Below are 11,879 nucleotides of genomic sequence, written 5' to 3' on the forward strand. Positions count from 1 at the left end.
CCCCCCCCCCCCCCCCCCCCCCCCCCGCCCCGCGCGGGCCGGGGCCGCCGGGCCGGCGTGCGCGCCGGAGTCGACGGCGGCGGCGGGTCTGCCGGCGGTGCGTCTGCCGCGCCGGGGGCGGGAGGCGGCGCCGGGTCGCTGGCGCCGGACGCCGTCCCGGAATCGTCCACACGCCGCGGGCCGCGCCACTTGTCCACGGATCAGCCGAATGCCGGGGAGGGCGTGTGACGGCGACAGGTACCGTGTCGCTATGACCTCAGCCAAGATCCGCACCGAGCGCCGCGGGCACGTCCTGCTCATCGGCCTCGACCGTCCCGAGAAGCGCAACGCCGCCGACTTCGAGCTGCTCACCCGGTTGGCCGACGCGTACGGCGAGCTGGAACGCGACCCCGAGCTCCGGGTGGGGCTCGTCCACGCGGTGGGCGAGCACTTCACCGCGGGGCTCGACCTGGCCGACCTCGGGCCGCGCATCGGGCCGGAGGGGCTGTCGTTCGTCGGTCCCGACGGCCTCGACCCGTGGCAGCTGTCCGGTCCCCCGGTCACCAAGCCGGTGGTCATCGCCGTCCAGGGCACCTGCCTCACCCTCGGCATCGAGCTGATCCTCGCCTGCGACGTCGCCGTGGCCGCGCGGTCCACCCGGTTCGGGCAGATCGAGGTGACGCGGGGCATCCTGCCGTTCGGCGGTGCGACTCTCCGTTTCCCCCGCGTGGCGGGCTGGGGCGGCGCGATGCGCTACATCCTCACCGGCGACCTCTTCGACGCTCAGGAGGCGTACCGCATCGGGCTCGTGCAGGAGGTCGTCGACGACGGCGAGCAGTTCGACCGTGCACTCGCCATCGCGGAACGCATCGCCGCGCAGGCGCCGCTCGCGGTGCAGGCGGCGCTGGCGAACGCGAAGCGGGCGGTGCGCGACGCAGACGCCGCGGCCGCCGCCGAGCTCCAGCCCGCGCTGGTCCGCCTCCTCGGCAGCGAGGACGCGCGGATCGGTATGGAGGCTTTCCTCGCCCGCACCGAGGCCACGTTCGTCGGCCGTTGAGTCCGTCGAATCCGTTGAGCAGCAATCCGTTGAGCAGCAACAGTCGAGCAGCATCCAGACAGGAGAACCCATGAGCACCACCGAGTACGACGTCATCGTGATCGGCGCCGGGGCGGTCGGCGAGAACGTCGCCGATCGCGCCGCCCAGGGAGGGATGCGCACGGTCATCGTCGAGGCCGAGCTGGTCGGCGGCGAGTGCTCGTACTGGGCGTGCATGCCCTCCAAGACCCTGCTGCGGAGCGGTGCGCTGTTGCGAGCGGCCCAGCGGGTCGGGGGCACGCGCGAAGCGGTGACCGGGAAGCTCGATGTGGCGGCGGTGTTCCGGCGGCGCGACTACATGACGAACGACTGGAACGACGACGGCCAGGTGAAATGGCTGGAGAGCGCCGGCATCGATCTGGTGCGCGGGCGCGGCGTCATCACCGCTCCCCGCGAGGTGACCGTCACGGCCGAGGACGGCTCGGTGACGGTGCTCACGGCGAAGCACGCGGTGGCGGTGTGCACCGGTTCTGCGCCGCTGCTGCCGGACATCCTCGGTCTGCGCGAGAGCGAGCCGTGGGGCAGCCGGGAGGCGACCAGCGCCGAGCGCGCGCCGGAGTCGCTCACGATCCTCGGCGGCGGCGTGGTCGCGACCGAGATGGCGACCGCGTACGCGGGCTTCGGCACGCGTGTGCATCTGGTGGCGCGGAGCGGGCTGCTCGCCAACGAGGAGCCGTTCGCCGGTGAGCTCGTGGCGGCCTCCCTGCGCGAACTGGGCGCGACCCTCCACCTCGACACCGGCGTCGATGCGGTCGCACGCACCGAGGAGTCCCGCTTCCGGGTCACGCTGAGCGATGGCGAGGTGCTCGAGACCGAGCAGTTCCTGGTCGCGACGGGCCGCGTCCCGCACACCATCGGCCTCGGGCTGGAGGCGTTCGGCCTCGAGGCCGGCGCCTGGCTGACGGTCGACGACAGCATGCGCGTACTGGGTGCGGACGGCGAACCCGTCGACGGCGGGTGGCTCTACGGGGTCGGCGACGTCAACCACCGCGCGCTGCTCACCCACCAGGGCAAGTACCAGGCCCGCGCCGCCGGAGACGCGATCGCCGCCCGCGCGAAGCAACGTGAGGTGTCGCTGGAGCCGTGGGGTGCCTTCGTCGCGACCGCCGACCACCAGACCGTCCCGCAGGTGACCTTCACCGACCCCGAAGTCGCTTCGGTCGGGCTGACGGCCGCGGCGGCCGAGAAGGCCGGCTACCGCATCCGGGTCGTCGACTACCCGATCGGCTCGGTCAGCGGCGCCTACGTGGTCGCGGACAACTACGAGGGCACGGCGCGGATGGTGGTGGACGAGGACCGCGGCGTGCTGCTCGGCGCGACGTTCGTGGGGCAGGATGTCGCCGAGCTCCTCCACTCCGCGACCGTCGCCGTCGTGGGCGAGGTGCCGATCACGCGCCTGTGGCACGCGGTCCCGTCGTACCCGACGATCAGCGAGGTCTGGCTGCGCCTGCTCGAGGCCTACGGCCGGCCCGAGAAGTGAACGGCGTCTCCGGGCCGCTGGTCCGCCTCCTCGTCGATTCCCCGATCAGCCGGCTCGGCTACCTCTACGCCACGGCCGTCGGGCTGACCTGGGGGTTCCTCTGGAGCACCGGGCGGGTCGAGCGGCGGGGCGGCCTCTTCGTCTTCCAGGGCATGCCGAAGCGCACCTTCGGCCGCGGCGGATCGTGCGTCGGGGGGTGCTATCTCACCGACCACAACGTGAGCGACGCGATCCTGGAGCACGAGGCGGTGCACAAGCGGCAGTGGCAGCGATTCGGGATGCTGTTCCCGCTGCTCTACCTGGTGGCCGGGCGCGACCCGCTGCGCAACCGGTTCGAGATCGAGGCGGGACTCGAGAAGGGCGGATATCGATGAGCGACGCAGGGCGCCGCACGGTGATCCTCACCGGGGCGAGCTCGGGCATCGGGGCGGTGGCCGCGGCGCGGCTGGCCGAAGCGGGCGACGAGGTCGCCGTCGTCGGGAGGAACCCGGAGCGCACGCGCGACGTGGCCGAGCGCGTCGGCGGCACCGCCTTCCTCGCCGACTTCGAGCGGTTGGACGACGTCCGCCGCCTCGCGGAGGCCCTCCTCGAGCGCTACGACACGATCGACGTGCTGGCGAACAACGCGGGCGGCCTGTACAGCACGCGCGAGGTCACCGTGGACGGGCACGAGCGCACGATCCAGGCGAACCACCTCGCGCCCTTCCTCCTGACCCGGCTGCTGCTGCCCCGGCTGACGCAGACGGCCGCGGCGGGGAGGGATGTGCGCGTCATCTCCACGGCGAGCCTCGCGAACCGCTTCGGCAGCCTCCGCATCGACGACCTGGACTGGGAGCGCCGCCCCTGGCTGGGCGGCTGGCGCGCGTACGGGACGGCGAAGCTCGCCACCATCCTGTTCATCGCCGAGCTGGCCGAGCGGCTCACCGGGACCGGCATCACCGCGTACTCGTTCCACCCCGGCACGATCGCGACGAACTTCGGCTCCACCTCCCCGCTCATCCGGTTCGGCGCGGCGGTCACCCGCGGCTCGTACGGCGTTCCGGTGGAGGTGGGGGCCGCACCCCTGCTCCACCTGGCGGGAGCGGCCCCGGTCGGCGCGCCGAGCGGCACCTACTTCGACCGCATGCGCGCCAACGGCAGCACCTCGCCCCAGGCGAAGGACGCGCAGCTGGGCCGCGACCTGTGGTCGGCCACGGAACTCCTCACCGCGGACGAGGTGCGGGAGTAGAGGGGTGCGGGAGTAGGGCGGGAGGCTCGGCCGGGACGCGACGCGACGGCGGCGGGCGCTTCAGCGCGCGGTGGTCGGTGTGGCGACGGCGTCTGGCGCCATTCCGACCGTGTGGATGAGGTGGTCGCACACCTCGGAGACGAGCACGGGGTTCCCGGTGAGGATGGCGCGGGTGGCCCCCGGGCCGTCGCAGAGCATCTCCGCCGACCAGGCGCGGAGGGCCCGGCTCGCGGCCTCGCCGCGGGGGCAGCGCTCGCCCGTTCCCGGGCGGCCGGAGCGGTCCGCGCGGGCGAGCCACGTCACCGTCATCCGGATCGGCGCGGCGAGGGGGACGATCTGCGCGTCGTCCGCGACCTCCACGAACACCCGGCCCCTGGCGCACAGCGGCAGCAGCGCCAGCTCCGCGTCCAGCTCGATCAGGGACGACTCGTCACCGACCACGACGAACTGGACGCGATCGTCGTGGTGCGCGGTGTCGGCCGTGTGGGTGGCGTGCTCGGGTCGGTACATCTCACCGTCGAGTATAGGCGAGCCTTACCTAACCGCCGCTGAGAGGACGCCCGAGACCGTGCCGTACGGCGCGAGACCGCGCCGCACGAGACCGTGCCGCACTTCCGCTCCCCGCCGGCTCGCGGGATGATCGGACCATGCGCCCGACCCCGGACTCCCCCATCGCCCCCATGCTCGCCAAGGCCGTCCCCGCGGTGCCGGAGCCGGACAGCGTCGCCGGCGGGCTGAGCTACGAGCCCAAGTGGGACGGCTTCCGCGCGATCGTCTACGCCGAGCCCGACGCCGACGGCGGCGTCGGCGCGGTCGAGATCGGCAGCCGCGGGTCGAAGATGCTGACACGGTACTTCCCGGACCTCGTGGAGGCGTTCCGCAGCATCCTGCCGGGACCGTGCGTCCTCGACGGCGAGATCGTCGTCCCCACCGGCGCACCCGGCGACCAGCGGCTCGACTGGGAGGCGCTGTCGCAGCGCATCCACCCCGCCGCCAGCCGGGTGAAGCTGCTGGCGGAGCAGACCCCGGCGACGTTCGTGGCGTTCGACCTGCTCGCCATCGGCGACGAGTCGTACGTGGAGCGCCCCTTCGCCGAGCGCCGCGCGGCGCTCGAGGAGTTCGCGGGCGACCTCCCTGCTCCGCTCGAGCTCACCCGGACGACGACCGACGTCGACCTGGCGCGGCGCTGGCTGGTCGAGTTCGAAGGCGCGGGCCTGGACGGCGTGGTGGCCAAGCCGCTGTCGGGAGCGTACGCGCCGAACAAGCGCACGATGCTCAAGATCAAGCACCACCGCACGGCCGACGTCGTCGCGCTCGGCTACCGCATCCACGCCAGCGGACGCGGAGTGGGGTCGCTGCTGGTCGGGCTCTACGGCGACAACGGCGAGCTGCGCAACGTGGGCGGCGTGTCGGCGTTCACCGACAAGACCCGGCTGGCGCTGATCGACGAGCTGGACCCGCTGGTCGAGCGCGACGCGGACGGCAACGCCGTCACGGGCGAGACCGACCGCAGCCGCTTCTCGTCCGGCAAGGACGTGTCGTTCGTGCGCCTGCGTCCCGAGCGGGTGCTGGAGGTGCGTTACGACCAGATGGAGGGGATGCGCTTCCGGCACACCGCCCAGTTCGAGCGCTGGCGGCCCGACCGTGACGCCCGATCCTGCACCTTCGAGCAGCTCGACCGCCCGATCGCCTACGACCTCGGCGACGTGCTGACCTGAGCGGCGCCGGCGGCGCGCGAAGCTGCGCGACGGCGCGGAGCAGAGCGCGGCGGCGCACACGCCCGGCGGCCGACCACGGAGGTCCGGCACCTGGACGCTGCAGCGCCGCCCGCTTGCCGGTGCCGGCGACCGGTGGTTGCCTGACCGGTATGGCTCGGAAGGATCAGAGCGGCGCGGGTGGCGAGCACGGCGGTGCGGAGCCGTTCGTGCCGGCCGGGGGCGGGATCGCCGCGCTGCGCGAGGCGGCGACCGGATGCCGCGGCTGCGAACTGTGGGAGGACACGACGCAGGTCGTGTTCTCGGCCGGGGGTCCGCGGGCGCGCCTGATGCTGGTCGGCGAGCAGCCCGGCGACCGGGAGGATCGCGAGGGCACGCCGTTCGTCGGGCCGGCGGGGCGCGTGCTCGACGAGGCGCTGGAGGCCGCGGGCATCCGCCGCGCCGACGTGTACCTCACGAACGCGGTGAAGCACTTCCGGCACCACCAGGATCCGCGGGGCAAGCGCCGCATCCACGACAAGCCCGCCGTCTGGCACATCGTCGCCTGCCACCCGTGGCTGAGCGCGGAGCTGCGTGCCGTCGAGCCGCGAGTCGTCGTCTGCCTCGGTGCCACGGCTGCGCGGTCGGTGCTCGGGAGGAGCGTGCGGATCACCCAGGAGCGCGGCCGCGTCATCCCTTACCCGCTGCAGGACGCAGCGGCGGCGGACGCAGCGGCGCCGGACGCAGCAGCCCCGGACAGAGCCGCGGAGGACGCAGCTCCGGCGGCACGGTTCGCCGTGGTAATCACGACGCATCCCTCGGCGCTGCTCCGCCTGCGTGGGGAGCCAGGGTGGGACGAGGCGTTCGACGGCTTCGTCGCGGACCTGGAGACCGCGGCGCGCGCGGCGGCCTAGCGAGCCGGGTCGCTGGTCCACCGCGGTCAGCAAGCGGCGAGCCAGCGCCGAGCTAGCGCTGAGCCGCCGCGAGCCGGCGCCGAGACGACGCCGACCTAGCGCTGAGCCGACTGCGAGCCAGCGCTGAGCCCGCAACGAGCCTGCGACGAGCAAGCGCAGAACGCGCCGACCTCGCGCCGAGCAGGCGGCGCCGCTACTCCTTCTTCGCGCGGCTCGGCTGGACGCGGGGAGGCTCGCCGGGCATCTTCGGGTAGTCCGGCGGGAACGGCAGCTCGCCGAGCCCCGCCTCCAGGTCGCGCGCCCACCACGAGAGCAGCTCGTCGATGCGGCCGGGGGATTCGTCGAAGCGCTCCCACGGGTCACCGGTCGTGGCCAGGCGCTCCGGCACGGTCAGCACCGTGAAGGCGGCGGGATCGACCTCCGGCAGCTCGTCCCACGTGACCGGCGTCGACACGGAGGCATGCGCGAGGGCGCGCGGGCTGTAGGCGCCGGCCATCGTGCGGTCGCGGTTCGCCTGGTTGAAGTCGACGAAGACGCGTTCGCCGCGCTCCTCCTTCCACCACGCGGTCGTGACCCGGTCGGGCATCCGGCGCTCCAGCTCCCGCGCGGCGGCGATGACGGCGTGGCGCACGTCGAGGAACTCGTGGGTCGGCTCGATGGGCGCGAAGACGTGGAGGCCGCGGTTGCCCGAGGTCTTGATGAACGGCTCGAGGCCGGCCTCCCGCAGCACCGCGCGCAGCTCGATGGCGGCGGGAACGGCGTCGGCGAAGCCCGTGCCCGGCTGCGGGTCGAGATCGATCCGCAGCTGGTCCGGGTTGTCCGAGTCCTCCGCCCGCGACGGCCAGGGATGGAAGACGACCGTGTTCATCTGCGCCGCCCACACCGCCGCGGCCGGCTCGTCGATCACGACCTGCGGGTGGGACCGCGCGCTCGGATACACGACCGGTACCGCGCGCACGAAGTCGGGGGCGCCGCGCGGCGGGTTCTTGGAGAAGAACTGCTCGCCGTCGATCCCGTCCGGGAACCGCTGCAGGGACACCGGGCGGTCGCCGTTGGCGCGGACGAACGCGTCTCCGACCGCGATGAGGTAGTTCGCCAGGTCGAGCTTGGTGATGCCGGGCTCCGGCCACAGGACGCGACCGGGACTGGAGAGGCGGACCTCGCGGTCGCCGTGCGGGCCGGGAACGGTGAGGACGACTGCGTCGGAGGCCATGCGAACACCGTACAGCCGCAACACCTCGTGACCGTGTTGTGAATTCCGTGTGCGATGCGTTCGCGCTGCTTGCCTCCACAGCTGCATGGGCCACAATGATGACGCGTCCGCATGGCGGTCGAGCGAACAGGAAGGGGTGGGTCCACCTGAGGATCGTCAGTTACAACCTCCGCAAGCACGCCGCGGGCCACGAGCTCGCCGACATCGCCTCGACCTACGACGTTGACGCCCTCTGCCTGCAGGAGTGCGACTCCGAGGCCCTGCCCGAGCGGCTGCACCACATGGTCCTCGCCGACGCCACCCGCGGCAACCGGCTCGGCCTCGCCGTGTACATCAGGGAGGACCGGTACGAGATCCTCCACACCCAGGTGTTCGCCGTGCACAAGTCGCTGCACGACCGCGTCCTCGCCCCGGCCCACGAGCGGCTGCTCGCGGTGCACGTGCGCGACCGCGACACCGGTGAGAACGTGCTGGTCGGCTCCTTCCATGCGGCGCCGCTCACGGCCTCCAACTCGCTGCGCCGCAAGCAGATCGCCGCCGCGCACGAGGGGATGCGCTCGCTTGCCCCCGACGCCCCGGCGATCATGGTCGGCGACTTCAACTACCCCTGGTTCATCAACGGCCTGGAGCGCCGGCTGACCACCTCGGGCTACACCCTCAAGCGGACCACGGAGCCCACCTACCTGCGCTACCGGTTCTTCTCGGGCTACTTCGACTTCGTCACCTCCACCGGCTTCGAGATCGAGCACGTGGATGTGCTGCCCGCCGGCGCCTCCGACCACCGCGCCATCAGCCTGGACGCCCAGCTGGCCGCCTGAGCCGACGCGCGCACGTGCGCGCCGCGCCTGCGGGAGCGGTCCCCCGCCGCCCCCGCAGACGCGTCCGATCCGGCCGCCGCCGCGACCGGACCGCCGCGCCGCCCCTCCCCGGCGGCGCCGGGACCGCCTCACGGCGTCCCCTTCATCGCGGTGGGCGGCTCGTCCGGCCGCCGCTCCGCGACGTCTCCGACCACGTGCAGCCGCGGCCGCAGCACCGTCCCGCCGGCCGGAGCGGGGAACGCGGGCTGCGTCGCGGGGAAGATCAGCCGGTCGCCCGGCTCCGGTGCGATCACTCCCAGCCCGATGAGCCGGGCGCGGACGCCCCCGACCCGCCGCCCGACGGCCGCGGCGATCTCGTCGAGCGTGTCGCCGCGGTGGTAGGCGGCGATGACGGCGTGCTCGTCGGCCTCCGTCCAGCGGCGGAAGGCGTTCGGCGTCGCCGCGGTGGCACGCGCGCGGCCGGCCACCCCGCGGGCCGCGGGGGCCGCAGCGGGCGGTTCCAGCGCCTCCACCGTGCTGAGCTGCGCCAGCCGGTATCGTGCGACCGGCTCGGGGCCGGGCTCCGGGCCGGGCTCCTTCCAGCAGGCGAGCGTCTCGCCGTCGAAGGTGAGCAGTGTGGCGTCGATGTCGGCGTAGGCCTCGTCGACCGTGGTGATGCGCAGCATTCCGTCCCCCGAAGTGTCGTTTCCCCACCCTGGAAGCAGTGGGTGTAGGAGCACGCTAACGGCGGCCGTCGGCGGAGGACCAGAGCGCCGGCGCTGGGAAAAGCACGCTTCGCATGCGTTGTGCCGCGGCGTACGGTGACAGCGCATGGACGTTCTCGGCTGGCTCGCGGGAGACGAGTACACGATCGCGCGCGAGATCCTGCAACGCGGGGTCGCGGCCCTGTACCTCGTCGCGTTCGTCTCGGCCGTGAACCAGTTCCCCGCGCTGCTCGGCGAGCACGGCCTCCTGCCGGTGCCGCGCTTCCTGCAGCTGAGCTACGCCCGCACGCAGCCGACCCTCTTCCGCCGCCGCTACTCCGACCGGCTGCTCCTGACGATCGCCTGGACCGGTGCGGCGCTGTCGGCGCTGGTGGTCGCCGGCCTGCTGCAGCTGACGCCGACCTGGGTGTTCGTGCCGGTCTTCCTCGTGATCTGGTTCCTCTACCTCTCCATCGTCAACGTCGGGCAGACGTTCTACGGCTTCGGCTGGGAGAGCCTGCTCTGCGAGGCGGGCTTCATCGTCGCCTTCCTCGGCGCGTGGGACACCGCTCCCCCGATCACGATCGTGATCTTCGTGCGGTGGCTGGTGTTCCGGCTGGAGTTCGGCGCCGGGATGATCAAGATGCGCGGCGACCGCTCGTGGCGCGACCTGACCGCCCTGTACTACCACCACGAGACGCAGCCGATGCCGAACCCGCTCAGCCGCACCGCGCACCTGCTGCCGAAGTGGTGGCACCGGGTGGAGGTGCTGGGCAACCATTTCGCGCAGCTCGTCGTGCCGTGGCTGCTGTTCCTCCCGCAGCCGGTGGCGAGCGCGGCGGCGGCGGTCGTCATCCTCACCCAGCTGTGGCTCGTTGCGACCGGCAACTTCGCGTGGCTCAACTGGATCACGATCGTGCTGGCCTTCGCCGGGATCAGCGACGGCGTCTGGTCGTGGGCGCTCGGCGCGCCGGTCGGCGGGGTCGGCGCCGACACCATCCCGCTCTGGTACCTGATCGTGTCGCTCGCGGTGACGGTGTTCCTCGTGGTGCTCAGCTGGCCTCCGCTCAAGAACCTGTTCTCGCGCCGCCAGCTGATGAACGCGAGCTTCAACCGCTGGCACCTGGTCAATGCGTACGGCGCCTTCGGCAGCGTGACGAAGGAGCGGTTCGAGGTGGTGGTCGAGGGCACCGAGGACGATCCGCACGACCCGGAGGCCGAGTGGCGCGAGTACGCGTTCAAGGGCAAGCCGGGGGACGTCAGGAGGCTGCCGCGGCAGTTCGCGCCGTACCACCTCCGGCTGGACTGGCTGATGTGGTTCCTCGCGCTCGGCTCGCGCGACTCGCCGTGGTTCGAGGTGTTCCTGCTTCGGCTGCTGGAGGCGGACCGCCCCACGCTGAAGCTGCTGCGGTCCGACCCCTTCGACGGTCGCGCGCCGCGTGCGGTCCGGGCGACGATGTACCTGTACCGGTTCGCGACGCGTGAGGAGAAGCGACGCACCGGGGACCGCTGGGTGCGCAGCGAGGTGGGCGCACTGGTGCCGGCGGTCGGCCTGCGCGGGTGAGGCGCCAGCGCGGGTGAGGCGCGGCGCGCTCAGTACCCCGTCCGCTCCTCCTGCAGCCGGGCGAGGTCGCGCCAGATCAGCAGCTTGAGCCGGGCCGGGCGCTCGCGCTCGTAGTCGTCGCGCAGCGCCTCGCGGCCGGAGAAGGCGTCGAGTCCGGCCTCGATCGCCCGGCCGACCTCGTCCCAGGCGTCGGCGCGGCCGCGCTCGACGAGCTCGAGCAGCTGCTCCTCCGAGTCGGCCTTCGCACGCAGCGCGTCGGCGAGGGCGAGAGCCGCGTCGCGGCGGAGGGCCAGGTTCGCGGTGTCGACGTCGCGATAGTCGTGCGGGTGCATCGCGTCGCCGCGCAGGCCGGACGCGGCGGCGATCTCCTCCTCGATCCTGCCGGCGGCCTCCCCCTGCTCGGCGGCGAGCTCGCGCAGCATGTCCGCCGCCTCCCTGGTGTGCCGGGACGGGTCGAAGTCGTTGCCGTACTGGATGGTGTCGACGACGATGTGGTTCTTGACCGCCATCCGGGTGGCGTATTCCGCGAGCAGCATGCCCTCCTCGACGGACTGCTGCAGCGTCGGGGCGGGAGGCTCGGGCAGCGCGTCCTCGTCGAAGCGGCGGGTGCGCACCGACGGCTCGCTGCTCTTGCGGAACCACGACGGCCAGCGCATACGTCACCTCCCGGACACGACTCGCGACGCCCGGCGGCGTCGCCCCGTCCATTCTCCCTGATGTCGCGGGGCGTTCGGCGCGTACGGCGCGTCGCGGGCCGGTCAGCCGCGGCGCGCGCGTGCGAAGAACGCGTTCGCGCGCCGGGTGTACAGGAGCGAGAGCAGCAGGACGGTCCAGAGGACCTCGATGATCCCCGACACGAACTGCAGGGTGAAGAGCAGGAGCACGCCGTTGACGAGGTTCACGATCATCACGATCGTGATGATCGCGCGGGACACGCGGCTGCCGTCGAGCAGCCCGCGGGCGACGATCAGCGTCACGATGCCGAGCAGGAGGGCGAGCACGGCGGAGGTGGTGATGCCGACGACCGAGCCTCCGCTCGCGCGCGCCATCGAGTCCCGCGTGAACAGGATGAGGACGCCGCCGATGATGTTCGCGATGCCGTTGATGTAGGTGAGGACCGCGACGAAGGTGACCGAGCCGGGGCGGCGGGCCGGCGTGGCGGGCGCGGTCGAGGCCGGCGGCGTGGAGGCGGGAGGCGTCGTGGCGGACA

13 protein-coding genes are annotated in these 11,879 nt (G+C 72.9%); 8 read left to right on the plus strand and 5 right to left on the minus strand.

All coding sequences use genetic code 11. The features are described from left to right. Positions 1-250 precede the first annotated feature (250 nt). From ACR9ZG_RS14985 to ACR9ZG_RS15000, 4 genes are all read left to right on the plus strand, one after another. A complete protein-coding gene (locus ACR9ZG_RS14985) occupies positions 251-1,036 on the plus strand; it encodes a crotonase/enoyl-CoA hydratase family protein (RefSeq protein ID WP_481285646.1) in 786 nt (261 codons plus the stop codon). A 70-nt stretch (positions 1,037-1,106) separates the two neighbouring features. Next, positions 1,107-2,555, plus strand: coding sequence for a dihydrolipoyl dehydrogenase family protein (locus ACR9ZG_RS14990; protein ID WP_481285647.1), 1,449 nt, complete (start codon positions 1,107-1,109; stop codon positions 2,553-2,555). Continuing rightward, entirely contained in the window at positions 2,552-2,929 is a 378-nt protein-coding gene (locus ACR9ZG_RS14995; RefSeq protein ID WP_481285648.1) for a Fe-S oxidoreductase, read from the plus strand. Before ACR9ZG_RS14990 ends, ACR9ZG_RS14995 begins: the two co-directional genes overlap by 4 nt. Then, the gene (locus tag ACR9ZG_RS15000; RefSeq protein WP_481285649.1) at positions 2,926-3,783 is read left to right on the plus strand and encodes an SDR family NAD(P)-dependent oxidoreductase; all 858 of its coding nucleotides are present in this window, start codon (positions 2,926-2,928) and stop codon (positions 3,781-3,783) included. The genes ACR9ZG_RS14995 and ACR9ZG_RS15000 overlap by 4 nt, the downstream gene beginning before the upstream one ends. Positions 3,784-3,843: 60 nt before the next feature. Here the strand turns inward: ACR9ZG_RS15000 and ACR9ZG_RS15005 are convergent, their stop codons facing one another. After that, positions 3,844-4,293 (minus strand): SIP domain-containing protein, encoded by a 450-nt coding sequence (locus ACR9ZG_RS15005; protein ID WP_481285650.1) that lies wholly within the window; start codon positions 4,291-4,293, stop codon positions 3,844-3,846. 137 nt (positions 4,294-4,430) lie between these two features. On the opposite strand from ACR9ZG_RS15005, the gene ACR9ZG_RS15010 reads away from it, so the two are divergent. Both ACR9ZG_RS15010 and ACR9ZG_RS15015 read left to right on the plus strand, forming a co-directional pair. After that, on the plus strand, positions 4,431-5,501 hold the full coding sequence (locus ACR9ZG_RS15010) for an ATP-dependent DNA ligase (protein ID WP_481285651.1): 1,071 nt from the start codon (positions 4,431-4,433) through the stop codon (positions 5,499-5,501). A gap of 149 nt (positions 5,502-5,650) precedes the next feature. Beyond that, entirely contained in the window at positions 5,651-6,391 is a 741-nt protein-coding gene (locus ACR9ZG_RS15015) for a UdgX family uracil-DNA binding protein (RefSeq protein ID WP_481285652.1), read from the plus strand. 193 nt (positions 6,392-6,584) lie between these two features. On the opposite strand, the gene ligD is transcribed toward ACR9ZG_RS15015, so the two are convergent. Next, positions 6,585-7,604: a non-homologous end-joining DNA ligase gene (gene ligD / locus ACR9ZG_RS15020; RefSeq protein WP_481285653.1), complete on the minus strand. Its 1,020-nt coding sequence runs from the start codon at positions 7,602-7,604 to the stop codon at positions 6,585-6,587. A gap of 95 nt (positions 7,605-7,699) precedes the next feature. Between ligD and ACR9ZG_RS15025 the strand changes: the two genes are divergently transcribed. Beyond that, on the plus strand, positions 7,700-8,422 hold the full coding sequence (locus ACR9ZG_RS15025; RefSeq protein WP_481285654.1) for an endonuclease/exonuclease/phosphatase family protein: 723 nt from the start codon (positions 7,700-7,702) through the stop codon (positions 8,420-8,422). A gap of 128 nt (positions 8,423-8,550) precedes the next feature. Here the strand turns inward: ACR9ZG_RS15025 and ACR9ZG_RS15030 are convergent, their stop codons facing one another. Next, positions 8,551-9,087: a hypothetical protein gene (locus ACR9ZG_RS15030; protein ID WP_481285655.1), complete on the minus strand. Its 537-nt coding sequence runs from the start codon at positions 9,085-9,087 to the stop codon at positions 8,551-8,553. Between the two features lie 145 nt (positions 9,088-9,232). Here ACR9ZG_RS15030 and ACR9ZG_RS15035 point away from each other — a divergent pair, with 145 nt between their 5' ends. Further along, positions 9,233-10,669: a lipase maturation factor family protein gene (locus ACR9ZG_RS15035; protein ID WP_481285656.1), complete on the plus strand. Its 1,437-nt coding sequence runs from the start codon at positions 9,233-9,235 to the stop codon at positions 10,667-10,669. A 29-nt stretch (positions 10,670-10,698) separates the two neighbouring features. On the opposite strand, the gene ACR9ZG_RS15040 is transcribed toward ACR9ZG_RS15035, so the two are convergent. Together ACR9ZG_RS15040 and ACR9ZG_RS15045 are read right to left on the minus strand one after the other, a co-directional pair. Beyond that, complete coding sequence (locus ACR9ZG_RS15040; RefSeq protein ID WP_481285657.1) at positions 10,699-11,325, minus strand: hypothetical protein; 627 nt, start codon at positions 11,323-11,325, stop codon at positions 10,699-10,701. Positions 11,326-11,427: 102 nt separating this feature from the next. Continuing rightward, positions 11,428-11,879 (minus strand): DUF7144 family membrane protein (locus tag ACR9ZG_RS15045; RefSeq protein ID WP_481285658.1); only part of this gene is annotated, 452 nt, incomplete at its 5' end.

It is taken from the genome of Leifsonia sp. KNZ12-8B (genome assembly GCF_056755495.1).

Bases quoted from the DNA above. Each gene is read 5' to 3' on its own strand.
- ACR9ZG_RS14990 (WP_481285647.1), top strand. From the start codon at position 1,107: ATGAGCACCACCGAGTACGACGTCATCGTGATCGGCGCCGGGGCGGTC.
- ACR9ZG_RS15035 (WP_481285656.1), top strand. From the start codon at position 9,233: ATGGACGTTCTCGGCTGGCTCGCGGGAGACGAGTACACGATCGCGCGC.
- ACR9ZG_RS15030 (WP_481285655.1), bottom strand. From the start codon at position 9,087: ATGCTGCGCATCACCACGGTCGACGAGGCCTACGCCGACATCGACGCC.
- ACR9ZG_RS15010 (WP_481285651.1), top strand. From the start codon at position 4,431: ATGCGCCCGACCCCGGACTCCCCCATCGCCCCCATGCTCGCCAAGGCC.
- ACR9ZG_RS15005 (WP_481285650.1), bottom strand. From the start codon at position 4,293: ATGTACCGACCCGAGCACGCCACCCACACGGCCGACACCGCGCACCAC.
- ligD (WP_481285653.1), bottom strand. From the start codon at position 7,604: ATGGCCTCCGACGCAGTCGTCCTCACCGTTCCCGGCCCGCACGGCGAC.
- ACR9ZG_RS15015 (WP_481285652.1), top strand. From the start codon at position 5,651: ATGGCTCGGAAGGATCAGAGCGGCGCGGGTGGCGAGCACGGCGGTGCG.
- ACR9ZG_RS15025 (WP_481285654.1), top strand. From the start codon at position 7,700: ATGATGACGCGTCCGCATGGCGGTCGAGCGAACAGGAAGGGGTGGGTC.
- ACR9ZG_RS14985 (WP_481285646.1), top strand. From the start codon at position 251: ATGACCTCAGCCAAGATCCGCACCGAGCGCCGCGGGCACGTCCTGCTC.
- ACR9ZG_RS15000 (WP_481285649.1), top strand. From the start codon at position 2,926: ATGAGCGACGCAGGGCGCCGCACGGTGATCCTCACCGGGGCGAGCTCG.
- ACR9ZG_RS15040 (WP_481285657.1), bottom strand. From the start codon at position 11,325: ATGCGCTGGCCGTCGTGGTTCCGCAAGAGCAGCGAGCCGTCGGTGCGC.